The organism is Paucibacter sp. B2R-40 (genome assembly GCF_025717555.1).
Taxonomy (GTDB): domain Bacteria; phylum Pseudomonadota; class Gammaproteobacteria; order Burkholderiales; family Burkholderiaceae_C; genus Paucibacter_A.
Genome location: NZ_JAJIRP010000004.1, coordinates 250,676 through 274,985 on the forward strand (window position 1 = coordinate 250,676; position 24,310 = coordinate 274,985).

Here is a 24,310-nt window from a genome sequence, read left to right on the forward strand (position 1 = left end):
CGTTTCAACTTCCGGCCGCAGCCAAAAAGCAGCACAGGGCCGCCACCGCACTGAGCCGAAAACGCAAAGTCAACCAGGCCGCCGCACCCAGCGCCGGATAGAGCCGGCGATCGACCAGATAGCACACGATCAACATCACGCCGTGTAACACCAAGCCGGCATAGGCCGGCATCACCAGCGCCACCCAGGCACCCAGCGAAGGCAGCACGCCCCAGACAAAGGGCTGCGCCGAAGCTTCGACCTGCCTGAAGCCCAAACCCCAGTAAATGCCGCCCAAAAACGAGATGATCAGCGCGGCGTAGGCCGACAAAGCGAAACTGATCCAGGCGTGCGCTTCGGCGTCACGCCCACCCACCAACCAGACCAGCGCCGCCCCAATGACAAAGGGCAAAAGCCCCAGATGGCCCAGGCGCAGCGCCAGTGGATTCAGCGGCAATGGCTGGTGAGCAGTGGCGGCAACAGGCATGTGCTCAGACTCCGGGGCTGGTGAACAGAGAGGACGCTTGTATCAAGACTTGCCCAGCGCCTGCAGGCGCTTTTCCAATTGCTCGGCACTTAGAGCACCCGGAGCGCGGCTACCGTCTTCAAAAATGATCGCCGGTGTGCCGCTGACATGGCTGCGTTTGGACAAGGCAAGATTGCGCTCGATCGCGCTGTCGTCGCAAGCACCCACGGGCTTGGCCGGTGCCTTGCCGTCGAGCATCCAGGCACGCCAGGTGGCGGTCGTGTCCTTGGCGCACCAGACCGAGCGAGCCTTCTCGGGCGAATCGCCGCCCAGAATCGGGATCAAGAAGGTGTACACCGTCAGGTCTTTGACGTCCTGCAAGGAGCGCTCGAAGCGCTTGCAATAGCCGCAGTTCGGGTCAGAAAAAATCGCAATCCGGCGCTTGCCGTCGCCGGTCTTCCAAACCACGGCGTCCTTCAGCGGCAGGCTGGCAAAGTCGACCGTTTGCAGTTTCATGACGCGCTCTTCGGTCAGGTTCTTGCGCGTGCGAAGGTCGATCAGCTCGCCTTCGATCAAGTAGCTGCCGGTCGCATCGGTGTAGCGAATTTCGTTACCAATGCGAACTTCCCAAAGGCCCGGCATAGGGCTTGGCTTCACTTCGTCAACCTTGGGCAGGCTGGCCAAGCGTTCGGCCAGATTCTTGCGGATGACTGCCTCATTGGCCTGCGCCGACAAGCTCAGCAAGAGTGCGGCGGCGATGATCGTGGTGGTGGCTTTCAACATTTTCATGGTGTCCGGAACTAGGCAAAAGAGGAAATCAAAGACCCAAGGCACGCGTCGTCAACCAACGCTTCAAGGGTGGAACAGAATTCAGCGCACTCAAGCCCTTGTTGCGTAACTCGCGCAAGGGCATCGCTTCACTGGCAAAAACCTTCAGCAAGCCATCGGTCAGCTCGCCCATGGCCCAATTGGGCGTCATGCGCGAGCGCGCGAAGCGACGCAGCAGACGCTCATCGCCGGCCGAGCGCCAAGCTTCTTTGCTGGCCAACACAGCGGCCAAACTGGCCACGTCGGCCAGACCAAGATTGAGCCCCTGGCCTGCCAGAGGATGGACCAAGTGCGCCGCATCCCCGAGCAGCACCCAACCCGGCCCTTGTACCGGCTCGGCCTGCGCACGCGCCAAAGGCCATGAAGACAGGCCTGAGGCGAGACTCAAAGTACCCGCCTCAGCGCCAGTGGCGGCATTCAAGGCCGCCTCGAACTCGGCCGGCGGCGCGGCGAGCAAGTCCAGCGCTTGCTGATCGGGCAAGGACCACACCAAGCCGTAGGACGCGCCGGCGCTGGGTTTTTCAATCGGCAACAGGGCCAGCACATCGGGTGATCTGAACCATTGCCGCGCGACACCTTGGTGGGCTTGGTCGGAGCTCAGACGCGCGGCGATTGCACGGTGGCCGTAGGCATGGGACTCAAAGCGCACACCCAACTCGGCGCGCTGCAGCGAGTCTCGGCCTTCACACAAGGCCGTCAAATCGGCCGGCACCGCGGCATCGACGATCTGCACATGAGGGGAAAACCGCAGGGCTGTGGCGAGTTGCTGTTCCAGCGCACCGGCGTCCACAATAAAAGCCAGCTCTGCCACGCCTTGCTGCCAGGCCGAAAACTCCAGCATGGCACCGGCCTGATCACCACTGACCTTGATGTCGTAGACCGGACTGATCGCATCAACAGGCAATGAATCCCAGACCTTGAGCTCGCGCAGCAGCCGTACCGACGCTGCATTCAAGGCATAGCTGCGCACATCTTCGCGCTGGGCCAAACTGGCCTCGGCGCTGCCCAGCAATGCCACGCGCAGGCCTTGTGCCCCCAGGGCCAACGCCAAGCTGCGCCCGACACAACCCGAGCCACGAACCAAGACCTCATATCTATGCATTGGGCCATTGTAGGCAAGCGGCTGAAGGGCCTCGGATCGAAGCTTTATACAGGAGCGTCTAAAATCTCGCCTTTGCGTCTCCCGCACCACACCCAGAAAGCCTTCCATGAGCCTCAAATGCGGCATCGTGGGCCTGCCCAATGTTGGCAAGTCCACCCTTTTCAATGCGCTGACCAAGGCCGGCATCGCCGCCGAGAACTACCCCTTCTGCACGATTGAGCCCAATGTCGGCGTGGTCGAGTTGCCGGACGACCGACTGGCCGCCTTGGCCGAGATCGTCAAGCCCGAACGCGTGCTGCCCGCCGTGGTCGAGTTTGTGGACATCGCCGGCCTGGTTGCCGGCGCCTCCAAGGGCGAAGGCCTGGGCAATAAATTTCTCTCGCACATCCGCGAGACCGATGCGATCGTCAACGTTGTCCGCTGCTTCGAAGATGGCAATGTCATTCACGTCAGTGGCAAAGTTGACCCGATCTCCGACATCGAGGTGATTCAGACCGAACTCTGCCTGGCCGATATGGGCACGGTCGAGAAGAGCTTGCACCGCTACAACAAGGTGGCGCGCGCTGGTGACAAAGATGCAATCGCCCTGGTCAAGGTGCTGGAGAAATGCGAGGCCGCGCTGAACGAAGCCAAGCCGGTGCGCGGCATTGACTTCAGCAAAGAAGAGCTGGTGCTGCTCAAGCCGCTGTGTCTGATCACGGCCAAACCGGCCATGTTCGTCGCCAATGTGTCGGAAGACGGTTTCGAGAACAACCCCTTCCTCGACCGCTTGACCGAGTACGCGAAGGCGCAAAGCGCGCCAGTGGTGGCCATTTGCGCCAAGACCGAAGCCGAGTTGTCCGAGATGTCGGACGAAGACAGGAGCATGTTCCTGGCCGAAATGGGCCAGGACGAACCAGGTCTGAACCGGTTGATTCGCGCCGGCTACAGCTTGCTGGGCCTGCAGACCTACTTCACCGCCGGCGTCAAGGAAGTGCGCGCCTGGACGATTCACAAGGGTGACACTGGCCCGCAAGCGGCCGGCGTGATCCACACCGACTTCGAGCGCGGCTATATCCGCGCCCAGACCATCGCCTATGAAGACTTCATCACCTACCGGGGTGAGCAAGGCGCCAAGGATGCCGGCAAGATGCGCGCCGAGGGCAAGGAATATGTGGTCAAGGACGGCGACGTGTTGAACTTCCTGTTCAATTGACAGCCTTCGCTATCGAATAGCTGTTTGACAGGCTTAGGCACTGTGGACACAATACTGAGCATATGCACAGTTATGTGTCCGTATGCCTATAGCTTCAATTCTCGTCCTTCCGATCCACCGGCCCACCAAGGTCGCCCTCGAACCGGGCGAAGGTCGAATCCCCGTTGATCACCAGGTACGCGGTCAGCGGGTCAAGTACTGGCGCGAACTGCGCACTTCCAAGGCCACCAAGTGGGACACCTTCCCGCACTTCCCCGTCGTACTCAACGCCGACGGATCCCCGTGGGAGCCGGGCTATCTGTGGCTTTTGGACCGCGCTCGCACCCAGCCTCTGAAGACATCCACGCTGCGTCCACTTGCTGAGGCGCTGCGGGACTACAAGGTCTGGTTGGATGATGAAAAATTGGCGTGGGATGACTTCTCCGCCGACCATAAGCTCCTGCGGCCGACCTATCGCTACAGATCACACGTCAACGATCTGATCAAACGGGGTGTAATCAAGTCAAGTACCGCTGCACGGCGCATGAGCGTCGTGATCCAGTTCTACCGGTGGGTCTCGGATAACCAGGACCTCCTGGCTTGCCAGTTGCAGAACGCCCCATGGATCGAGCGAGAAATCGGCCTGGAACTCCGGGACAGCAAGGGCTTCAAGCAAGTTCTGGCCGTCACCACGACCGACATCTCCATCAAGGTGCCTCGGCGTGATTACGCCTGGGACAAAACCATCAACGACGGCGGAAAGCTCCTGCCGCTGTCACACAAAGAGCAGAAGGTGTTGGTCTCGGCTCTCAAGGAACTAGGCAACCGCGACTTTGAGTTGATGCATTACGTATCCCTGCTGACAGGTGCGCGGATTCAAACCGTGCTGACGCTGCGATGGGGCTCATTCGCACGGCCGCCTGACCAGATCAATCACTGGCCGATGAAGTTGCAGTGTGGACCCGGCACCGGGGTTGACACCAAAGGGGATGTTGCGGACGTTTACCTGAGCGTCCACAGGCAGCTTTACGAGTGGCTTCACGTGTACTCGACCTCACCGCGATCGGCCAAGCGGCGGGAGAAATCTCTGCTCAAGCAGGCCGAAATCAATTACCTGTTCCTGAGCAACCAGGGCGGGCCGTACTACGAGTCCAAGGATGACATCAACGCCATCCGGGACTCCGCGGAGCCGATGAAGCGCTCTTCCTCTACCGGTCAGAACCTTCGAGCCTTCATCAAGGATAAGGTCACCCCGCTGATGCAGAAGACCTTGCCGGGCTTTGAGTACCGGTTCCACGACCTGCGCGCCACCTTCGGCACCAACTGGATTGACTCGGTCACCAAGGGCGGTGACACCCGGGAGCGCTACATGTGGTGCCGCGAGCAGCTCCGCAAACTCATGTGGCACAAGCAGGCCACGACCACGGACGGGTACATCGAATACCGGCAGCACATGCACATGCTGGAAACCGCGCTTGAGGGTTGGAACACTACCCTGCTGGATCTGATCGCTTCGGCAGGCGAAGAGAAAGCGTAGAACCGCAAAGCGGCAAGCAATACAGGGAGAGTCACTTGAAGATGTCCAGTTGGATCACTGCGAACAAGACCTTCGTCGCCGCGCTTCCGCACCTCAAGTTCCCCCTCAAGCCCGGGCTACCGGACGTCTTTGCGCCTCAGAGCACCGTCATGAAAATCGAGGGGGCTAGAAAGGCGCACACGTATCTGTGGTGTTACCTGGAGCGCGATTTGTTAGGCGCATCCGTACACCGGTTCAACCCACAGAGCCTCTCCGCGCGGCGGGTCCAGGATCTGCCTCATGCATTGGAACTACTGAGCAAGCAGCAGACCTTCGAAAACCTCCGCCCAAGCTCCGTGATAACCGAGCTCACTTTGCTCTCAAGCCTCATGAAGTGGGCCGACGGCCCCGTCCATAAGGGCAAGTTCGAATCGATACTCAGCGACCCCGATGTTGCCCTACTGGCTCTGAAGGCGCACCACACCTACCTCAGGCAGCGACTGCAGGGGCATGGAGGCCACAAGCGCATCAGAAGCAACGTGGCAGGCCAGATGGACTCAGCCGCAATCAAGGCAATGTCTGCGATCCACGGCCGCGAGTACGGCAACCTGATTGAGCCGCTGAGTACGGCGCCCGGTCCGGGAGTCAAAGCCCCCAAGACCGAAGACGTCAAGAACTTCATGTCATGCGTCCAGGGGGTGTTCGACTCCATCGTTCGGTTGACGAATCAAACACAAAGTGGCGACCCTATAAGGCCATTGACCGAGGTCGATTCCGTATCCGGCGAAATCATCTGGAACTGCGACGGCAAGGAACAGCGCCAGGAGGTCATCAATTCCAACCGCTCTCGGCTGATGGAGATCGGCTGCATTGCCTTCGCGGCTTTGTGTCTGGGCGACTCAGGCGCGAACCTGGCTCAGATCCAGGCGTATGAAACTCCGGACGACTTGGAAGAGCAACTCAGCGATCCCGAGAGGATCACGCTCAAGCAGAAGGTGATTAAGTTCCGAGCCGGGGGCAAGTACGCGCCAGTCCACCTCACGGCCACGAGCTCTACCCGCCTTCGGGCCTACCTGGCGCTGCGACAGAACTTGATCAGGCGGCTTGATTGCCCTGACCTCGAACAGATGTTCATTCGGGGCGACCGAGGAGGGTCGGGGAACAAGATCATCGGGATCGCTCCGATCACAATGGCCTTCTCCAACGACCTCAGAAGTCGGTTTCACTCCCTATGCATTGAACTGCCGAAGGTCACCATGCAGCAATTGCGTGTGCACCGTCAGGGGGACTTCGCTCGAAAGCACAACCCGAGGGTGGTGGCAGACATGACCGGCAACACGGTCGAAACCGCCATCAAGGCCTACAACAAGATCGCGGCGGAAGAGGCACGCGAAGAGATGACACCCTTCTTGGTCAACTTGACCCAGGTGGTGAGATCCAACGCTGAACAGAGGCCCACAACCAAGATTGCCGTGGGCGAGTGCGACGACCATGGCAACCCCAAGGCGATCGCTGAGAACCCACTGGTCACACCAGACTGCAAGAAGACCCAGGGTTGCTTTTTCTGCGACAAATACAGACTTCATGCCGATGAACTTGACGCGGCCAAGCTGATGAGTTGCAGGGCTGTCCTCGAACGGCTCGATCCCGCCCACGGATCCGGTGCAGCAGAAAAGGTCTATGTGGTCGTCGTGGACCGGATCACTTCTCTTCTGTTGGAGATCAAGCGCCAGAACCCGAGCGCCCACGAACGGGCCAGGCAACAGGTGGTCGAGCAAGGGAATCTGACCCGGTACTGGGCATTGCGGCTGCAACAACTCCACACCCTGGGGCTCCTGGGCGCCAAGCCCAACACGTACGGCTCCTCCAACTCAAACACTCAACCTTGAGGGCCGCGCCATGAAGCACATAGACATCGATCTGAGGGCTGAGGCGCCGCGCACAGCAGAGGCCGCCGGAGGCTTACCGCCAGATGCAGAGGCGGCTGCATCGGTTGCGCCGTACTTCGACCCGGAGACGGTGGTGACCCTTGACGTGAACGGCCAACCCCTGAGTCTATACAAGTATCCCTCCTGGGACTTCCGTGCACTCAGCGCGGATGGCAACACCACTCAGAGTCTGTACTTCTTCGAGGCGCAGCCTCTGCCAATGCCCCGGACCGTAAGCCTGCCCGATCTGGCTGCCTTGATCCGCGAGCAGCATAAGGCGCTGCTGTGGCTGCACATTGACGCGGGAAGGATGCGGGCGTTCAAGACGCTGGAAAGTGCAAACCACGCTTTGAACCGGCTGTCCAAGACTGCTTACTGCCAGGGGGTGAGCCTCTTCGACCTGATGACCGACCCGATCAGCATGACGGCCGCCGTTGCTAAAATGAACGTCGGCTGGGTCAAATCGACAAAGGCACTGATCAAGACTCTTTGGCGCCACCAAGATTTCCTCAAGGTTAATGGTGCTGTGAAGCTCAAGCAGCTTCAGGCCGCCATCAAGGAAGCATCCAGTGACGATTCAGGCAATGATCGTCAAACCCCCATTCTGCCCAGCCGCATCTACTGCGCAATCCTTGGCCGCCTGCTGGAGTCCTTGGATGAAATCGAACAGGACCTCGACGAGGTACTCCAGGCATTCCAGGCCGAGCGCGCCGGCTCCCTTGATGCCCCGGACGGCCTGTCTGCCAAACAACTCGCTTCGCACAGACACAAGACCCTCGCCCACGTTGACGAATTCCTCAAGACCAAGGGATATGACCCCCAGTCAGGCGACAAACGAAAGCCCTTCCTCGAAGGCCTGCTGACTAGGACCCAGGCAAGGTTGATGCACACCGTCATCGCCTTCTCCGGGATGCGGGTCGGGGAGGCACTAATGTTGCCACTCCAAGGCGTGCTCGAAGACATCGAGTACCGCAACCAGATCCACTATGTGATCAAGGGGTACACCTCCAAGCTCGACAATGGAATCAAGCGCGCCGCCCAATGGGTCACCAGCCATGAAGGACAGCGTGCGATCAAACTGGCCCAGCGGATCGCATTCACCATCCTGGATATCTACGGCGGTGATAACCCAACTCAAGGCCGTGCCCTGCTGTTCTGCAGCAGCTGCAATCCCTACAAGGCGAAGGACAAAACCCAGACGTACGCTGAAAATTTCATCCCGATGGACATTCGTCCGATCGTCATGCAGCAGGACATCGACGAGCTCAATGCGATGGAGTTGGCTCGCCCTTGGCAGCGAGACGGTCTAGAGGTCGGAAAGCCCTGGCCGCTGACTTACCACCAATATCGTCGCAGCCTAGCGGTGTACGCCCACCGCTCAGGCATGGTGAGCCTTCCCGGCCTCAAAAGCCAACTACAGCACATCACTCAGGAGATGGCGTCCTACTACTCGGACGGCTTCTGCCGAGCGGTCAATCTGGTCTTCGACAAGGAACACTTCAGTCACGAATGGAAGGCAGCTGCATCGGAATCGAGCTACATGGCCTATACCTTGGCCATTCTGTTCAGCGATGAAGAGTTGATTGATGGCATTGGCGGCAAGGGGGCTGGTCGGATTGCCCAGGTGGTAGCCAACCGCTCAAAGGCCGAAACCCTCAAGCTGTTCGAGCAAGGCAAGCTCAAGTACAAGGAGACGGTACTAGGGGGCTGCGTGTCCACCGAGGAGTGCAAGCAAACCCCGTTGGAGCCGATCCCGTGGGATTGCATTGAGGGCGACTGCCCCAACGCCATCGTGTTCGGCAAGCGGCTGAACCGCTTGCTCGAAACCCAGCAAGCGGTGGTAGCCACGCTGGAATCAAATGAGCGTGGCAGCGTGGAGCACCGACTTGAGACCGACCACCTTAGGGTCCTGCTGAAGGCCCGCCAACGACTGCAGGAGACCCAATGAGCGCACCAGTCCAGACCCAAAAGTACTACGAAGCCCTTGAGCGTCTGAAAGCACGCGGCGCTGCGATCAGCAACGATGCGGTGTCCATTGAAGCCGGCAGCGGTCGTGGGAGTATCAAGCGTTCACGCCCTGCCCATGCTGAACTGATAAGCGCTATAGACGCCGCAGCCGCCGAACAAGCGCAGGCCAAGCAGGACAGCGACCCGACGCCCGAACTCCGGGATCAGGTGAAGCAATTTGAGCATCGGCTCGATCAGTCCATGGATCGTGAATTGGCCCTGCTGAAGGAAGTACTGGATCAGCGGCTGACGATCAAGCAGATGGCCGAAGAGATCCGGCAGTTGAAAATGGGCAGGCTTGTGGCGGTCCAGTAACAACGTCCAAATACGCTCCGCGCAGCGGTGGGGTTCGCGGGGTGGGACCGTAGGCAGAGGGGCGAGTGGGGCAGCGCCCGAGCCCTTTCAATCCTCAAGTTGCGTATTCCGACCAGTCTAGACACCTGTTCCGATTGAAACTGGCCATCCATTCCGATGTGGCTAAGCCAGCCCAAAATCGGCGCCAGCGATCTCGTGACAAGGCATTTGAAGGGCTGCAACGTGCCCGAAGCCGAGGTTCGAGATCGACTACGAAGGGCGGCCTCGCAGCGGTTGCTGCCGTTTGTCTGCAGACAGGAAACTGGTGAACCCGACCAGAAGCTGTCGTCTGCGAGCGACGGCTTTGAGCTCACGCCTTTCAGACCCAACAGCGCACTCTCCGCCACGCCGTAGCGGGATGCGAGGCGCCAAGAACGTTCGCAAGACCCGGTGAGTGCAATGCGTAGCCCGTGTACCGTTGTAGGCAGCCTCGGGCGTCGAGGGATCCACAGGAGCCATGCGCCACGCGAGAGCCTCAAGATTAAGGGCGCGATACCCATCCGCCAAGCCGCTTGAAAAGGCGTAGTGTGTTTAAGCACATAGAAGCGGCCTGTTTCACGCTAACGCGAGCATCGTACTGACAGTGCTGCTACGGCCTTACATCATAATGTTACAAAACAGCGCAATTGGTCCGTCATTTCATCCGTGCCAGGAACGCGTTGCGCCTAATCTGAAATAGGGGGGATATCTATGACCACGTCGGTTCTTCAAACCTTTGTTCGCCAAAGCCTCATTGAACTTGACGGCGACGACTCTCGCCTGGCCAAACTTCAAGCGGCTGCGACAGCGCTCTCCGAAGACTGTGCATCGGGGCCTATCGCCACCGCCCTCCCGCTTCTATTCGCTGCCCTGCAGCCAGAAGATACAGCCGTAGATGGCAGCTTTGTAGACGTTGCCGACGTGATCGAAGAGCACTGGTCTACCTACAAGAGCGTCTTCAAGGATGGGCGAGCGACAACACTCTACAGAGCCGTTGCGTTACAAGCAATCGTTGAGGCCATTGAAAGCGCTCCTGCGCTGGGTACGGCGATCGCGCTCTTGTTGCGCAATATCCGATCCGAACTGGTAACCGGGAAATACGAGCCTGCGATCAGGATGGTGGCCGAAGCTGCAGAAGAGGCGTTCGCGTCTGAACGGGAATCCAGCATCGTGGCGGCGGCGAAGGCGGATGCAGCCCTTGCAGCAGCGGCAAAGACCGTAAAGATCGACCGCGCGAACTTGAAGAAACGAATCGAAGCGGCAGTCGGCCCGAATGATCGCCAGGGCCAGGCGCTGGAATCCCCGAACCAGCATTGGCCCAATTCAGGAAACCCGTGGAGCTATGATTTTTCGGATCGTATGGCCGTGATCATTGGCGATTACGTCGATCTGGCAATTGCAGAGTCGGCCAAGCTTGACGCCAAGAATCATGGCGCCGTTGGAACAAGTCTGACTGCCATCGGCAAGATTGATCCCGCTCTAAAGCGCTCCGCCGGCCTGCTGTGGTGGAGGCAAGCTCTCTATTCGGAGTCTGCTGGCCAGCCCTATCGTGCGCTGCCGAGGGCTGACGCCGTCGTCCATGCTGTGATCGACTTGGCAGCCCAGATTCCTCCAGCGTATGAACCTGCCTTGGACTCCTTCCTTATGGAAGCGATCCTCGCGTTGAACCTGAATGATGAGGCCATGGGCTCAGGCGCAGTCCTCGAAGTCTTGCCTTTGGCGAACGAGAAGCTCGATGAAGCCTTGCTGTACGAGGCGCCCGCAGGCCTGATGATTTCCGCTCTTTTGGAAAGAGACACCTCTAGCCTAGTCGCGGATCCGCGTCTGGCGCCCCACCGTTGGGCAGTGTGGTTGATCCGCGAGCTCATGGCATTGCGCGCAGTGGAGGGTCTTCAGGCGGCGTCTAGCGAGTCGGAAGAACGGAAATGAGCCACTGCCCGCACAAGGGCTGTAACGCCCCCGAGATGTCCTGCGTGCAGGGCGAAGAGATCGAGGACTGCCCGGCATGGAAAAGCAGGGGCAACAGTGGTTCGGAAGACGAAGCGGTGGTCGCGACCGACGGGCAGACTGCGAGGGCTTTGCGTTTCCCCTGGACCGGCAATGTGATGGGGCCGGCCGATCTCCCCTACCTTGCAGGTTCCAAAACCGTCCGGCTGCTGACCATGGCCGGCGCATCTGACGCCGGCAAGACATCGCTGCTTGCGGCCTTCTATCTGCTGATTGCACGAGGCCACCAGCCCGAGGGGGTTGAATTCGCCGGGTCCCTGACTCTAGAGGGATGGGAAAACATTGCGGGCAGCCTGCAGTGGAATGCACTGAATGGTCCGACCTTTCCGGCGCACACCTCCAGCGGCGGCGGTCGATCGCCAGGCATGCTTCACATGACGCTTCGCAGTTCGAGCAGCGAGTGCGAACTCGTTGCAGCTGACGCGCCCGGCGAATGGTTCACCGATTGGGCGGTGCACCGCGATAACCCGCGAGCCGACGGAGCCCGATGGCTAGCCGAGCGGACCGACGTCTTCCTTGTTATTGCTGATTCGAAGGCGCTCTCCGGGCCAGGTCGCGGACAGGCACGTCAGGCGCTGCTGGACCTGCTGCGCAGGGTCGGCTCAGAGCGTGATGGTCGCCCTGCGGCGCTGGTCTGGACGAAGTGTGATCTCACGGTTCCGTCTGGCATTCAAGCGGCCATCAGGGAGGGTGCGGCAAGAAGCCTGAAGGACTACCGGGAATTCAGCGTCAGCATGCAACCGGAAGCAGGGAGCGAGAGCCGCGACAAGGGCCAAGGCATACTTGAGCTGCTTGCCTGGGGCGTCAGTGCTCAACCGAGCAATCGCGAAGAATTGGTTGCCGATCACGATTGCAGTGGCCTGCTGCGCACGTTTGGGAGCTTCGCATGAGCGGCGCAAGCAATGACGAGGTCCGGATTGCCCTATTCGGCGAATCAGCCCACGGGAAGTCCCACTACGGCGCCCAACTGTTGTCTCGAATAGAGGCGGAGAAGTGTGAGCTGAAGCTTCGTACCGCTTCAGTAGATCTGTCGGCCTACGACGACGTCCGCAAAAAGCTTAATTCAGGCCTGTCTGCCGAGCACACGCCGAGCGGCATGTACAAGGACAACCTTTGGCCCGTGGTCGACGGGAAGGGCCGAGCGCTGGATCTGACCTGGCCAGACTATGCTGGCGAACAGGTTAAGCAGGTGATCGACGGTCGAACCATGAATCAGGAATGGCTGGAGCGCACTCAAGGCGCAGATGGCTGGATGCTGGTGGTTCGCCCAAAGCTTGCAAAGCTGGACGAAGACGTATTCTCGAAGCCGCTGGCGAGCCTTGGCAAGTCGAGCGCTTCCTCGGGTGCTAAGCCCAAGCGCTCAACGCAGGCGAGGCTGGTCGAGCTCTTGCAGATGCTCGTTCATGCACGCGGCCTCCGCGATCGAACCGCGCTACCGCCGCTGGTCCTCCTGCTGTCCTGTTGGGATGAGTTGAAGCTCTCCAAAGGCACCGCCCCATCGCAAGTCATCGACAGCTATATGCCGCTCCTTGCTTCATACGTTCGATGCATCTGGGCGGACAGGGTCTTGGTCCTTGGCCTGTCGGCCTTGGGAGTTGAACTTAGCGACAAGGTGCCCAACGAAGATTTCGTTGACAACGGCCCGGAGAACTTTGGGTTCGTCGTCAAGGCGGACGGAGAGGAAGATCCCGATCTGACGATCCCGCTCGTCAGATTGGCTGACATGTCTGTCGGATGATGATCATTCAGCAGGCCATCTATGGCGTGTCCACCGGACACGCCCTGCTTCGCTGCAGCGATAACACGCTGTTCAAGGTGTTCAACGAAGCCGCGTGGCTCACTGACCTGCCGGCGACTTGTCCTTATGGCATCACCTGGGCGCCGTTTTTTCGCATGGTCCGACTGGATGACTGGATGTTCTTCGTCCACACGCGGCCGGATGCCGAAGCGAAACGCGGCGGCATGGTGCTTTCGCGGGCGGCACTCATCCCGCTGAGTCTAATCGGAGAGCTCCACGACCTGTCCCACCTTGCTGCCAACCTTCAAGAACCGTGGACGCCAGAAGTAGAAATCAGGCCGTTGTCCTTTCCTGAGAGCGTCGGTCGGATTTCAGAGGCGCAAGTTCCTCCGCTCACTGCTGCGATCGCCCACTGGGTCATGCGCGATCCCAACAGGCCCGCCGTCGTCTTCCAGCAGGACGGTCTCGACGAAGCACTGTTCGAACTTTGGCGGCGGGTACCTTCGGAGTTCCGCAGCAAGCTTACGTTCGGGCTAAGTTTCAGTCCTGGAGACGTTGAACAGGCCAACGTCGTATTCACCCCCAAGGAGCTAGCTTCTCGATGGGATCCCTCCCAAATCGTCGACCCAGAGCATGGTCTGGACGTCGACGGACACGTCGCGACTGTACTGGACTTGCAGCTGGATCAATCCGTACGTGATTTCGCTAGCCGCGTTTCGCTTCCCTTGGATTCGGCGAATTCCATCTCGTATGCCATCCAGGCTTCCGAACTCTGGCATGTTAAACCCACACCGGCCAGCGATGTGAAGTTGCTCAGGATCCTTGTTGAGGTAGCCCGTCCTAGCTCGGGCGCATCTGAAGCCAGGGCTCTGGTTACGCGGCGCCTCGCGGCGGCTCATGCGACCTGGCCGCAATCGGTCGTCATGCAGATGCGCAACCTCGACCTGACGTCGGTCGAGGGGGCTGACGAAGTCGAGCTTGGGATTCAGACCTGGGTGACGGCGCGAGCTGTTTCCACGAATCAGGAAGGCCTGCTGGAGGTACTGGCTGCTTGGCTGACGGACAAACCTAGGCCCCCGTGGAAAGATTCTGTAAAGACCGGCCTCGCCGCCGCGCTCGCCAGGAAGTCGATATCCGATGATCTCTTCAGGCTGACCTGGCAGGCGATCAAGAACGATCCAAGTAGAGCGCCTCGAGGCCTTTCGATTCTGCATGGGGCGGTGCACGAGAAGCAACTGACTGCTTGTGTCGACCATAACCTCTCGTTGGACATCGCGGAGCAAATCCTGCCAACAGCTTTGTCGATGGAATGGTGGCTCTTGGCAGGGACCCTGCTTGCGCGATCGCGTTCAACTGTCGATGCGCTTCGTGCCGCAGTGGTTGCGGCGCCAAGCACCAAGGCCGCGCGCAAGTCCCTTATCAGCAGCTCACTGAGCAACGCGGGTCCGATCGAGCTCGTGGACGCGGCCATCGCGGTTCGCGACCCCATTGCAATGCAACTGGCCGGTCAGGAAGCCGAGAAAGACCGTTCGGTGCTTCTCGGCTTTGACTGGATGCGCTTCGAGTGGTTCGAGGTCTTTAAGGCCGCCTACGACCTCTCACCCAACGTCATTGATGCATTGCCCAATCGAGTCGACGGAATGGGTCAAATGATTGCGGCGCAAATGGCGGCGCAAGCGATCTGGCAGGTCGTGGCTGCCACCCCGCTGGCCGACCTGTCTGAGGTTGCAGATAGGCAGCGTGCCTGGGACCTAATCCCAGTGCACCTTGTTGATGGGATCCTGGCCGTCACCGCACGTGGCTGGCTGGCACGCTTCGAGCAAGGACATGTGTCGGCTGCTGACCTCGATCCCAGGCTGGCGCCGATTGTCTCCGGCATGGCCAGGCGGCCCGACTATGTTCTGGATGCACTTCGGCGTGAGCCGGCTTCACTGCCTCGATTTCTTGCCGACTTCCCTTTTGCAACCGACGCCGACGCATTTCGGTTCCTCACAGGCCTGAAAGCCACCGAGCTGCGCTTGGCGGAAGCCTCATCGAAGGCGCTAGGTCAGGCGTTTGTTGTGAATGACTGGGGTGATGCAGCGAGAGGTGCTGTTTACTGGATGAATGCTCGTCAAGACCTTCGGCCCATGTACCGCGAATGCATTTCGCTCGTATCAATTTTCGATAGGCTGTGGGTGAGTTGGGAGTTGGGCATGTCATCGCCCCTCACCGTCGATCAGGCCTGGGAGGCTTTTGCGACTGAGGCCGCGCATCTCTATCCCACAGGGCCGTGGCACGACGCTATCTGGAGCCGCAGCGGCGGCGATGAAGGGGACCTGGTCTATCAGGGAACCGGCAAGGCCACTTGGCACCGCTGCATACAGGACCTCCGAAATGGAATGGCGCCAGGGGCCGATGCGGTCCTCAAAAGGATGATCGAAGAACTTCCCCACAACAACACTCTCAAGCAACTTCAGCAGCAAAGGTTTTGGCGATGATTGGACAGCGAAAGGAATTTCCAGGCGGGCATGCCCTGTTGATCGGGATCGGCAAGGGCTATTCGGGACGATTGGAGCTGCCTGAGGTCGTGCGTCATGACGCCGAGGCGTTGGGCGTGGTGCTGCGTGATCCAGAGCTTTGCGGTTACCCGGCTAGCCAGGTGCGACTGCTCCTGGACGCCGACGCGTCCCGCGCCAACATCCGTTCGGCGCTTCAGGAGTTGGCGCACAACGCCAAGCCGAGCGACACGGTCATCATCTTCTTCTCTGGCCATGGTGGACAGTCGGCGGTCGGGGAAGATGCCTTTGGCTACATCTGTCCAGCCGACTACGTCTTCATGGACCCGGAGAACACGGGTATCAAGACGGACGAACTCAGCAACCTGGTCAACGCCATACCGGCTGCGCGCGTCGTTCTAATTCTTGATGCCTGTCATGCGGAAGCCGCTGCCGTTGTTAAGTCCGATGACGCTCAGAAGGGCTTGTTGCCGCGGGGGTTGCTAACACCGGCGCTTGAGAGATTGAGTGCCGGAAGCGGCCGTGTCGTTTTAGCCTCATGCAGTGAAAATGAGAGTTCTTTTACCTACAGTGCCAAGGGCCAGAGTCTCTTTACGTACTTCCTTCTTGAAGGCTTGAAGGGCGCTGCGCCAGTAATTGAAGATGGTGTCATCGGAGTACTTGATCTGTTTATATATCTATCCAGGGAGGTGCCTGCGCGGCCGCAGCGAGGGCAAGTACAAACACCGGTGATCCTGATGCGCAGCAAGACAAACTTCCCGCTAGCGCTGCGACGAGGCGGATGGCTGAAAGGCGTTGAAGATCCGATGCCCGGATCGAGCCCTGCGCTCGATCCGGCCGCAACCAGGCGCGCCTCGTCCGTAGACTCGCGGCGCCTTGAGCGCGTTCTTGCGACCCTCTATCCCACGGGGCCCCTTCACGATGAGATCTGGTCCAGAGCCGGTGGTGACATATCGACCCTTCGACTGTCTGGTAGCGGGAAGGCCTCATGGCATGCGGCCGTGAAAGCCATCGACAACGGCGGCGGCGGTGCTGGGATCAGCTATGCCTCTTTGATCGCAGCAGCACTCGATGAATATCCCACCCATTCGGACTTGCTGGAGCTTTCCGGTTCGTAGCCCAAGTCTTGCCGACAAGCGACTGATGGCCCTGATCGGCACCTACTTGCGTGCTGGGGTGCTGGTCGGTGGGCACACACAGCCGAGCGAGGTGGGTACGCCGCAAGGCGGACGGCCATCTTCCGTATTTACTGGGTTTTTTACTGTTTAGTTGATGGCTTGGACTCAAAATTGGACTCAAGGCAATGTGCTGTCTCCAGATCTAGATTCGCCAATGGCCCGGCCGAAGCTCGCTTCATTGGCGGTACTTTCTGGCCTACTCTATCTAGTGGCGATGCCCAGTTGCGCGAGTTGATTGGATAGGCAGCGGTTGTAAGCCGCAGGTCCCTCAACAACTCTCTTGCCTCGACATGCCGACTCAATAGATTGGCGCTCGACTGTGTTGAGACTGGTTAGGTCGACATTCCTCGGCGCTTTGTCTAGTTGCCCAAGTTGATTGGACAGGCAGCGGTTGTAAGCCGCAGGCCCCTCAACAACTCTCTTGCCTCGACACGCCGACTCAATGGATTGGCGCTCTACTGAATTGAGGCCGGCTAGATCGATTCTATTGTTTTCGAGATGCGCAGTTGGTCCGATCTCTGAACCGGAGGGCAGCTCAACCGCCAGACTGGGGGCCGAACTTGCTTGGGCCATCGGAGTTGATAGTTCCCTAGGATGTTTTGGCTCCAAGGCCCGTTGTTGTTTGCTTGGAATCGCTACATCGCCCGGGGCTGCTTTCGTCGAATTAGCATGTGAAGTCCCATTCGTTGCCAGCTTTGCTGTTTCTTCTGCTCGACCAATCGTGACCGCCTTAGGGCTTTTGATCTCGGGCGGCGAACTAGCCAATGTTCCTGTGGAGTCGTGGCGTGGAGGTGTTTTTGTATTCGGCCCAGAATTGAGCCAGAAAAGGGTTGCAATGATTCCGGCGCCGAGAATCCAACGAAGTCGGTTCGGGCTGCTTTTTGACACTTGAGCTTGAGCATGAGGGAGCGGTCCGCCAGCTAGTGCCGTGTTGTTGGTCGCTGCAGAGTCTTCCTTCGAAGGTTGAGCTGGCTGTGGCGATGAAGCCGTGGTCGCTGATGTCTGCTGTAAAACTAAGTTCGAGGCGGGAGCAACAGGCCGATCAGTCATGCGGCGATCGACCGCTGCGCAGACTTGCTCAATTGTTGACTTTGCACGGGCTAGGTCAACGTGAAAGAACTCCTGACCCCATTTCCCGCGTCGCTGCTCAATTAGTATCGCGAACACCTCTTTCTCGGCAGTTCCACAGTCACGGGTTTTTCGCTCGTATACGCAACGAAAAACTCCAGGTGTGCCCGTATTCGCGTCGGAATTCAGATCGGCTGCGCGGGCATTTCCTGATCTAGTACTGCACCCGATCTTGAACCAGCCATCGCGCAATCCGTCGTTCTCAAGTATGTAGACGACGCCCGGTTGACCTACCAGCGTTTGGAAGCCTTTAGATTTGTGAAAGCGGGCTCGGCGCACCTCTACACTCCCAGATTTTTTTCAAATTAGATATGAACCTCGCTTCCAATGTTGGACGAGTTCGTTGAACGCGATAGCCTGTGCGTTGATTTGTATGCGGGGCGATTCGTTTGTGGCCATGTCCGAAACAAGCCGGCTTCAACTCCCCAACCTCGCCCCAGCCACGCCATACAAGTGCTTCTGAAATCCCACAAACACTTGCCTGACCTGGTCTGGCCTGCCCAGTTCCGCAAACGCATCGTTTAATGCATTGTTGTACTTGAGCTTGAGCAGAGGCGATAACTTCTCGCCGTCGAGTTCGTCGATGCCTTGCTTCACATATTGCGCCAGCACGAAATCGACAAATGCCTGCTGCTTGCCGGTGAAGTTGGCCGCCGCTGCCGTCGCCACCTTGGCCGCCTCAGCTCGGTCCGCCCGGCTGACCGGCTCGGCAGCAAACGCCACATAGGCCAAAACGTCAAACAGATCGCTGTGCTCGGCCTCGATGATCACTTGCATCTCGGCCAGCGGCTCGCGGCCAAAGCCTTTGTCGGCCAGCCCGGCCAACAGCGCTTTGCGGGTATCGGGGTCACTCCAGATGCGCCGCAGTTCGTCCTCATCCTTGAAGAATTCCGGCAACGCGCCGTACAGCATCTCCAGAAACTGCGCGGCCGACATCGGCCGGCCATCGGCGCTCCAGAATGTGGTGGCCGACATATGCTGCAACAGCCGCACCTTGCCATCGGCCAGCTTGACCGTCGTCTTCACCGGCTTGGGCTCGTCCCCAGCCGGCGGTTCACCTGGCAGCGCTTCGTCTTCGGCATCCCCGTCATCACCAGCGCCGGCAGCTCGGCCACCCTTGGGCGGCTCAGGCTCGACCGGATCGCCGTCCCATTCAGGATCGTTGAAATGGTGGTGCGCCTTCACGAAGTCATAGATGGTGAAGAAGTCCTTGCCGTCATAGAGCCGCGTGCCGCGCCCGATGATTTGCTTGAACTCAATCATTGAGCCCACCGGTCGCATCAGCACGATATTGCGCACATTACGGGCATCCACGCCCGTGGACAGCTTTTGCGAGGTCGTCAGGATGGTCGGGATGGTCTTCTCGTTGTCCTGAAAAGCCCGCAGGTGCTGGTCGCCCAAGGCGCCATCACTGGCCGTCACGCGTGCGCAGTAGAGCGGGTCGGCGCTGGTTTTGTGCTGGTTGATCAGGTCGCGCACCATCGCCGCGTGGTCTTGGGTGGCGCAGAACACCAGCGTTTTTTCACGCTGGTCGATCATGCCCATCAGCAGCTTGACCCGGTATTCCTCGCGCTCCAGGATGATGATGATGCGATTGAAGTCGCTCTCCACATAGCGCTTGCCCGCCACCACTTCGCCGGCCACCACCGCGTCATCCGGCGTGTGGGTGTAGTCATCGATCGTGGTGGCAATCTGCTTGACCTTGAACGGCGTCAAAAAGCCATCGTTGATGCCGTCCTTCAACGAATAGCTGTAGACCGGCTCGCCGAAGTAGGCGTACGTGTCAGCATTGGTCTTGCGTTTGGGCGTGGCCGTCAGGCCCAACTGCACGGCCGGCGCGAAGTAGTCCAGGATGGCGCGCCAGTTGCCCTCGTCATTGGCGCCGCCCCGGTGGCATTCGTCGATGATGATGAGGTCGAAGAAGTCGGGCGGGTACTCCCCAAAGTAAGGCGCGCCGCCAGGCCCGGACATAAAGGTCTGAAAGATCGTGAAGAACACACTGCCATTCTTGGGCACGCGGCCTTTCTTCTTGATCTCGTCCGGCGCGATGCGCACCAGCGTGCCGGGTGACGTGTCCTCAAAAGCCGAGAAGGCATTGAAGGCCTGATCAGCCAGGATATTGCGGTCGGCCAGGAACAGCACGCGCGGCCGGCGTGTCGGCTCTTGGCCCGGCTTCAGCGTCTTCCAGTCGCCCAGATTCCAGCGGCTTTGAAACAGCTTCCAGGCCAGTTGAAAGGCAATAAAAGTCTTGCCGGTGCCGGTGGCCAGGGTCAGCAGAATGCGGTCGTTACCGGCTTCGATCGCCTCAAGCACCTTGGTGATGGCGATATCCTGGTAATAGCGCCCCTGCCAAGTGCCGCCCTTGTCTTCGAACGGTATGGATGAAAAACGCTGGCGCCAGGCTGTTGAAACGGCATCCTCGCCGGCATCTCCGGAAGCTGCAAAGGTCAGATCCCACAGCTCATCTGGCGTCGGATACCGGGCCACATCGCCTTCGGCGCCGGTTGCCATGTCGATGCCGTAGATCGTCTGTCCGTTGCTGGCGTAGGTATGGCGTACGGCCAGCTTGGTGGCATAGGCCTTGGCTTGCCCAACGCCCTCGGCGCATGCCACATCCCAGGCCTTGGCCTCCAGCACCGCCAACTTGGTGTTGCGGTAGACCAGCACATAGTCAGCCACTTCGGCCTTGGCCCGCTTGCCACCGCCGATCAGCCGGCCTTCGGTGATGCGGAACTCGCGCCGGATGACGCTGCCCTCGACCACGCCCCAACCGGCGGCGTTCAAGGCGGGGTCGATATGCTCGGCCCGGGTTTCGGCTTCGTTCATAGGTTTGCTTCCTCCCAAAAGCAGCTCAATTCGGAAACTTGGCAGTGCTGTTTTCGTCCACGATGCACCAGAACCTATAGGCCACATCGCTGCCCTAGATGCGCGCCCAGTTGGTCAGCGCCCTGCAACATTTGAATATCATGTCCGGGTAAGTGGCATTGCCCTTGAACTCCCGCGAGGCCGCCTCCGCCGGTTCGGCGCTTAGCTGGTCGATCAGGGCGCCGTCGCGGGCCGAGTTCATAGCAATGACTGCTGGCCACCGACGTACTTGGCTGTGCCGTCTGGAATGAGGCCTTTCTGTCGGATCAGTTCGATGGCACTGCGGAACCTATGCCCTGGAATTTCAAGCTTGTCAGCGTGCCAGCCTTCGCGGGCCGCCGACACAATGGCGTCATCCGTCACCGCAGAACCCTCGATCAGCAGGTTGTTCCAGGCGGCAAGCACCGTGGCAAACACTTCGGCCTCGGTCTTGTCCATTGGCACCAGCAGGTCGATGACGCTGTCCAGCTGCGGAAGATAAGGCGCCAGCGCCCAATTGGCTGTCGCCAAGCGCTCCTCAAACGCGCTGAGTTTCTTGAACTCGTAGCGCCCGTCATGTGAGACCATCTCGAAGAATCCAACCGCCTTGGCCCAGGCCTCGGCTTTGAGCATCTGTTGGAAGTCGTTCGGCCCGGCGGCATCCCGCATCGGTTGCCGACCAAGGTCGATCTTGGCAATGGCCTCGACCAGATGCAGCGTTTTCTGCTCCTTCACGCGCCCGAAAGATTTTTCCCTCATTTGTCGTGCATGCCGGGCATAGGCAATGGCGATAACGTTGGCGGTGAATTCGGGGCTTGTGGTTTGCAAGGCTGCTGGTTGGGTAACTCTCGCATGCTTCGATGCAGTCAGCTTGCCGCTGAAGGCTTGTTGGAGCAGGGATTTCTTGAGTTCGGCGAGGGCTGCGAGTTTGCTGCGATAGATTGCTTCGAGTTGGTGACTGCCTTCTCTCAACGCGTCAAGAATTTCAACTATAGATTTTTGCTCATTCAGACTTGGCAGCGGCAGCTGCAAGTTCTTGGAGTCTGGAACACGCATGTGTTGAACCGTGGAACCCGATGCTCGGGCCCGTATCTGATCTTGAAGCGGCTGGGATTGGAGGGCGTACAACAGAAACCGGTTGTCAAGTTTCTCGGCATTTGCTCGATAGGAAACGACACGCTGTCCCAGGAACACCTTTTCATCGCTGAGAAGCATGCCAACCTCCCCCATGGGGGCCTCCCTCGTCAAGATGACATCCCCTCTTTGCGGAGTTTGGCGGCGCGTCCAGATGAGATAAGTTTCCTCGGAAACGTAGTTCACGGAATCTAGACTCACACGCCCATGCCGAACATTTGTTGTTCGAATCATTTTGAACGGCGTTGGCCCGTCAACTTTCGGCGCCGTCTTATTGACGCAGTCCATGATCGACTCGCATACATCTTCGATTCGCACTGCCTCGCACGTTTCACCGGCCGTTGCAAAGACGTAACGAAGTTGGCTATTAAACAACTCCCTCGCATTTAGCAGGTTCTTCTCGGCGTTTGCTTTGGCGGTGGCGATAGCCTCCAAGGCTTCGTCGAGGATGGCGACGATGCGGCGCTGTTCTTGTAGCGGAGGAAACGCGACAACAAATTGTTTGAGGTCGTCGAACTTAAGATTGTTGATATTGAGGCCATCTGACAAGGCTTCAATGAACTCTTTGTAGGCCGGCGACGTCAGCGCATGAAACAGGTAACGGTTGTCGATTTCTAGAGTTGGTGTGATCTGCCCCATGAAGCCACCAAACGCGAAACCATAATCTTCATCAACATAGGCAATCTTGCCGAGGTGCGATTTGCTTCCGCTTGCCGTGCAAATCAGCAAAGATCCTTTGAGAAGCTTCTTGGCCGGCGGTACTCGGACAGTGTCAGAGATGTATCGCAAATCAGAGAGGTCGAGCCTGTGAGTTGTCAGATCAACATTGTTCGCCCGCAGGACTATGTTCTCAGAAAAGTCAACTTCATCGGCTTTGCCATAAGTTAAACCGCGCTGAAACTCACAGAGCTCGCCCAGGGCTTTTGTCTGCCAGCCCACCTTCACGCCACTAGCTCCCGAATCGACGCCAGCACCTCGGCGCTCTCCGCATCCAGCGCCGCAATCTCATCCAAGATTTCCGCCGGCATGCGCAGTGCAACTTCGTCGCTGCCATTCGGGTTCTTCACCGACAAATCAAAGCTCGTGGCGTCAATGCTCTCGGCCGCCACCGACCAGCTCTGCGCGGTGTCCGCAAAGCTCTTTTGCCGTACGACGAAATCCACCAAATCCTCGTCATTCAGCGGATTGGTCTTGCCCATATTGCGGCCGACATTAAGCTGGTAGAACCAGACTTTTCTCGTCGGCGCGCCCTTCTCGAAAAACAGCACCACGGTCTTGACGCCGGCGCCCTGGAACGTGCCGCCGGGACAGTCCAGGATGGTGTGCAGATTGCAACTTTCCAGCAGCAGCTTGCGCAGTGCCGTGGAGGCGTTGTCGGTGTTGCTCAGAAAGGTGTTCTTGATGACGATGGCCGCGCGGCCGCCGGCTTTGAGCGACTTGACGAAATGCTGCACGAACAGAAACGCCGTCTCGCCCGTCTTGATGGGGAAGTTCTGCTGGACCTCCTTGCGCTCCTTGCCGCCAAAAGGCGGGTTGGCCAGAATCACGTCGTAACGATCCCGCTCCTGGATGTCATTGATGTTCTCGCCCAGGGTGTTGGCGTGGATGATGTTGGGTGCCTCGATGCCGTGCAGGATCATGTTCATGATCGCGATCACGTAGGCCAGGCTCTTCTTCTCTTTGCCGTAAAAGGTGCGCGTTTGCAGCGTGGCCAGGTGCTCGGTGGTCTTGGCCTTGGCGCTGAGGTAATCAAAAGCCTCGCACAAGAAGCCGGCCGAGCCGCAGGCGCCGTCGTAGACGCGCTCGCCGATCTGTGGCGCCACCACCTGGATCATGGCGCGGATCAACGGCCGAGGCGTGTAGTACTCGCCGCCGTTGCGCCCGGCGTTGCCCATATTCTTGATCTTGGCCTCGTACAGGTGCGAGAGCTCATGCTTCTCGGTCTGCGAGCCAAAGCGCAGCTCGTCCACCAGCTCGATCACATCGCGCAGGTTGTAGCCGCTCTGCACCTTGTTGGTGATCTCGCTGAAGATTTCGCCGATCTTGTACTCGATCGTGTTCGGCCCGCTGGCACGTTGCTTGAAGCCGGCCAGATGGGGAAACAGGCGCTGGTTGACGAAGGCGCGCAGGTCGTCGCCCGTCATCGCGGTGTTGTGGTCCAGCTTGCCGTCGGCGCCCTTGGGTGCGGCCCAGCTTTCCCAGCGGAACATCTGGTTCAGGATCGGTGTGTAGGCCTTGCCTTCGAGCGCGGCTTCGGAAGCCTTGTCCTGCTCCAGCGCGTCGAGGTATTTGAGAAACAGCAGCCAGGAGGATTGCTCGGTGTAGTCCAGCTCGCTGGTGCATCCCGCATCCTTGTGCAAGATGTCGTCGATATTCTTGAAGGTCTGTTCAAACATTGGAAGGCATTCTTCTTTTCGTTCTATTTAATGTTTACGGGCCTGATGGCATTG

The 24,310-nt window shown here is 59.1% G+C and carries 18 protein-coding genes; 10 read left to right on the top strand and 8 right to left on the bottom strand.

Annotation, left to right across the window (positions count from 1 at the left end; all coding sequences use genetic code 11):
• Positions 1 to 4 precede the first annotated feature (4 nt).
• From LNV09_RS10300 to LNV09_RS10310, 3 genes are read right to left on the bottom strand one after another with little or no spacing between them, the layout of a single operon-like run.
• The gene (locus LNV09_RS10300; protein ID WP_263557004.1) at positions 5 to 466 is read right to left on the bottom strand and encodes a DUF3429 domain-containing protein; all 462 of its coding nucleotides are present in this window, start codon (positions 464 to 466) and stop codon (positions 5 to 7) included.
• Positions 467 to 508: 42 nt separating this feature from the next.
• Positions 509 to 1,234, bottom strand: coding sequence for a DsbC family protein (locus LNV09_RS10305; protein WP_263557005.1), 726 nt, complete (start codon positions 1,232 to 1,234; stop codon positions 509 to 511).
• 28 nt (positions 1,235 to 1,262) lie between these two features.
• On the bottom strand, positions 1,263 to 2,375 hold the full coding sequence (locus LNV09_RS10310; RefSeq protein ID WP_263557006.1) for an FAD-dependent monooxygenase: 1,113 nt from the start codon (positions 2,373 to 2,375) through the stop codon (positions 1,263 to 1,265).
• A 106-nt stretch (positions 2,376 to 2,481) separates the two neighbouring features.
• On the opposite strand from LNV09_RS10310, the gene ychF reads away from it, so the two are divergent.
• The 10 genes from ychF to LNV09_RS10360 all read left to right on the top strand — a co-directional run bounded on the left by ychF (position 2,482) and on the right by LNV09_RS10360 (position 16,694).
• Positions 2,482 to 3,570, top strand: a complete 1,089-nt coding sequence (gene ychF, locus LNV09_RS10315) for a redox-regulated ATPase YchF (RefSeq protein ID WP_263557007.1) — start codon at positions 2,482 to 2,484, stop codon at positions 3,568 to 3,570.
• An 82-nt stretch (positions 3,571 to 3,652) separates the two neighbouring features.
• Positions 3,653 to 5,086 (top strand): site-specific integrase, encoded by a 1,434-nt coding sequence (locus LNV09_RS10320; protein WP_263557008.1) that lies wholly within the window; start codon positions 3,653 to 3,655, stop codon positions 5,084 to 5,086.
• 41 nt (positions 5,087 to 5,127) lie between these two features.
• Complete coding sequence (locus LNV09_RS10325; protein ID WP_263557181.1) at positions 5,128 to 6,954, top strand: hypothetical protein; 1,827 nt, start codon at positions 5,128 to 5,130, stop codon at positions 6,952 to 6,954.
• Positions 6,955 to 6,964: 10 nt separating this feature from the next.
• Positions 6,965 to 8,941, top strand: a complete 1,977-nt coding sequence (locus LNV09_RS10330; protein WP_263557009.1) for a hypothetical protein — start codon at positions 6,965 to 6,967, stop codon at positions 8,939 to 8,941.
• Positions 8,938 to 9,315: a hypothetical protein gene (locus tag LNV09_RS10335; RefSeq protein ID WP_263557010.1), complete on the top strand. Its 378-nt coding sequence runs from the start codon at positions 8,938 to 8,940 to the stop codon at positions 9,313 to 9,315. The genes LNV09_RS10330 and LNV09_RS10335 overlap by 4 nt, the downstream gene beginning before the upstream one ends.
• 729 nt (positions 9,316 to 10,044) lie before the next feature.
• Entirely contained in the window at positions 10,045 to 11,262 is a 1,218-nt protein-coding gene (locus LNV09_RS10340) for a GTPase-associated system all-helical protein GASH (protein WP_263557011.1), read from the top strand.
• On the top strand, positions 11,259 to 12,230 hold the full coding sequence (locus tag LNV09_RS10345; RefSeq protein ID WP_263557012.1) for a TRAFAC clade GTPase domain-containing protein: 972 nt from the start codon (positions 11,259 to 11,261) through the stop codon (positions 12,228 to 12,230). Before LNV09_RS10340 ends, LNV09_RS10345 begins: the two co-directional genes overlap by 4 nt.
• Entirely contained in the window at positions 12,227 to 13,078 is an 852-nt protein-coding gene (locus LNV09_RS10350) for a TRAFAC clade GTPase domain-containing protein (protein ID WP_263557013.1), read from the top strand. Before LNV09_RS10345 ends, LNV09_RS10350 begins: the two co-directional genes overlap by 4 nt.
• Positions 13,075 to 15,558 carry a GAP1-N1 domain-containing protein gene (locus LNV09_RS10355; RefSeq protein WP_263557014.1) on the top strand — a complete coding sequence of 828 codons (2,484 nt, stop codon included), beginning with the start codon at positions 13,075 to 13,077 and terminating at the stop codon, positions 15,556 to 15,558. The genes LNV09_RS10350 and LNV09_RS10355 overlap by 4 nt, the downstream gene beginning before the upstream one ends.
• The gene (locus LNV09_RS10360; protein WP_263557015.1) at positions 15,555 to 16,694 is read left to right on the top strand and encodes a caspase family protein; all 1,140 of its coding nucleotides are present in this window, start codon (positions 15,555 to 15,557) and stop codon (positions 16,692 to 16,694) included. Before LNV09_RS10355 ends, LNV09_RS10360 begins: the two co-directional genes overlap by 4 nt.
• Positions 16,695 to 16,955: 261 nt before the next feature.
• Here the strand turns inward: LNV09_RS10360 and LNV09_RS24805 are convergent, their stop codons facing one another.
• From LNV09_RS24805 to LNV09_RS10380, 5 genes are all read right to left on the bottom strand, one after another.
• Positions 16,956 to 18,161, bottom strand: coding sequence for a GIY-YIG nuclease family protein (locus LNV09_RS24805; protein WP_411969254.1), 1,206 nt, complete (start codon positions 18,159 to 18,161; stop codon positions 16,956 to 16,958).
• A 138-nt stretch (positions 18,162 to 18,299) separates the two neighbouring features.
• Entirely contained in the window at positions 18,300 to 20,708 is a 2,409-nt protein-coding gene (hsdR, locus tag LNV09_RS10365) for an EcoAI/FtnUII family type I restriction enzme subunit R (RefSeq protein ID WP_263557016.1), read from the bottom strand.
• A gap of 94 nt (positions 20,709 to 20,802) precedes the next feature.
• A complete protein-coding gene (locus tag LNV09_RS10370) occupies positions 20,803 to 20,949 on the bottom strand; it encodes a hypothetical protein (RefSeq protein WP_263557017.1) in 147 nt (48 codons plus the stop codon).
• Positions 20,946 to 22,805, bottom strand: a complete 1,860-nt coding sequence (locus LNV09_RS10375; protein ID WP_263557018.1) for a restriction endonuclease subunit S — start codon at positions 22,803 to 22,805, stop codon at positions 20,946 to 20,948. Before LNV09_RS10375 ends, LNV09_RS10370 begins: the two co-directional genes overlap by 4 nt.
• Positions 22,802 to 24,256, bottom strand: coding sequence for a class I SAM-dependent DNA methyltransferase (locus LNV09_RS10380; protein ID WP_263557019.1), 1,455 nt, complete (start codon positions 24,254 to 24,256; stop codon positions 22,802 to 22,804). Before LNV09_RS10380 ends, LNV09_RS10375 begins: the two co-directional genes overlap by 4 nt.
• Positions 24,257 to 24,310: the final 54 nt, after the last annotated feature.

Bases quoted from the DNA above. Each gene is read 5' to 3' on its own strand.
- LNV09_RS10300 (WP_263557004.1), bottom strand. From the start codon at position 466: ATGCCTGTTGCCGCCACTGCTCACCAGCCATTGCCGCTGAATCCACTG.
- LNV09_RS10305 (WP_263557005.1), bottom strand. From the start codon at position 1,234: ATGAAAATGTTGAAAGCCACCACCACGATCATCGCCGCCGCACTCTTG.
- LNV09_RS10310 (WP_263557006.1), bottom strand. From the start codon at position 2,375: ATGCATAGATATGAGGTCTTGGTTCGTGGCTCGGGTTGTGTCGGGCGC.
- ychF (WP_263557007.1), top strand. From the start codon at position 2,482: ATGAGCCTCAAATGCGGCATCGTGGGCCTGCCCAATGTTGGCAAGTCC.
- LNV09_RS10320 (WP_263557008.1), top strand. From the start codon at position 3,653: ATGCCTATAGCTTCAATTCTCGTCCTTCCGATCCACCGGCCCACCAAG.
- LNV09_RS10325 (WP_263557181.1), top strand. From the start codon at position 5,128: ATGTCCAGTTGGATCACTGCGAACAAGACCTTCGTCGCCGCGCTTCCG.
- LNV09_RS10330 (WP_263557009.1), top strand. From the start codon at position 6,965: ATGAAGCACATAGACATCGATCTGAGGGCTGAGGCGCCGCGCACAGCA.
- LNV09_RS10335 (WP_263557010.1), top strand. From the start codon at position 8,938: ATGAGCGCACCAGTCCAGACCCAAAAGTACTACGAAGCCCTTGAGCGT.
- LNV09_RS10340 (WP_263557011.1), top strand. From the start codon at position 10,045: ATGACCACGTCGGTTCTTCAAACCTTTGTTCGCCAAAGCCTCATTGAA.
- LNV09_RS10345 (WP_263557012.1), top strand. From the start codon at position 11,259: ATGAGCCACTGCCCGCACAAGGGCTGTAACGCCCCCGAGATGTCCTGC.
- LNV09_RS10350 (WP_263557013.1), top strand. From the start codon at position 12,227: ATGAGCGGCGCAAGCAATGACGAGGTCCGGATTGCCCTATTCGGCGAA.
- LNV09_RS10355 (WP_263557014.1), top strand. From the start codon at position 13,075: ATGATGATCATTCAGCAGGCCATCTATGGCGTGTCCACCGGACACGCC.
- LNV09_RS10360 (WP_263557015.1), top strand. From the start codon at position 15,555: ATGATTGGACAGCGAAAGGAATTTCCAGGCGGGCATGCCCTGTTGATC.
- hsdR (WP_263557016.1), bottom strand. From the start codon at position 20,708: ATGAACGAAGCCGAAACCCGGGCCGAGCATATCGACCCCGCCTTGAAC.
- LNV09_RS10370 (WP_263557017.1), bottom strand. From the start codon at position 20,949: ATGAACTCGGCCCGCGACGGCGCCCTGATCGACCAGCTAAGCGCCGAA.
- LNV09_RS10380 (WP_263557019.1), bottom strand. From the start codon at position 24,256: ATGTTTGAACAGACCTTCAAGAATATCGACGACATCTTGCACAAGGAT.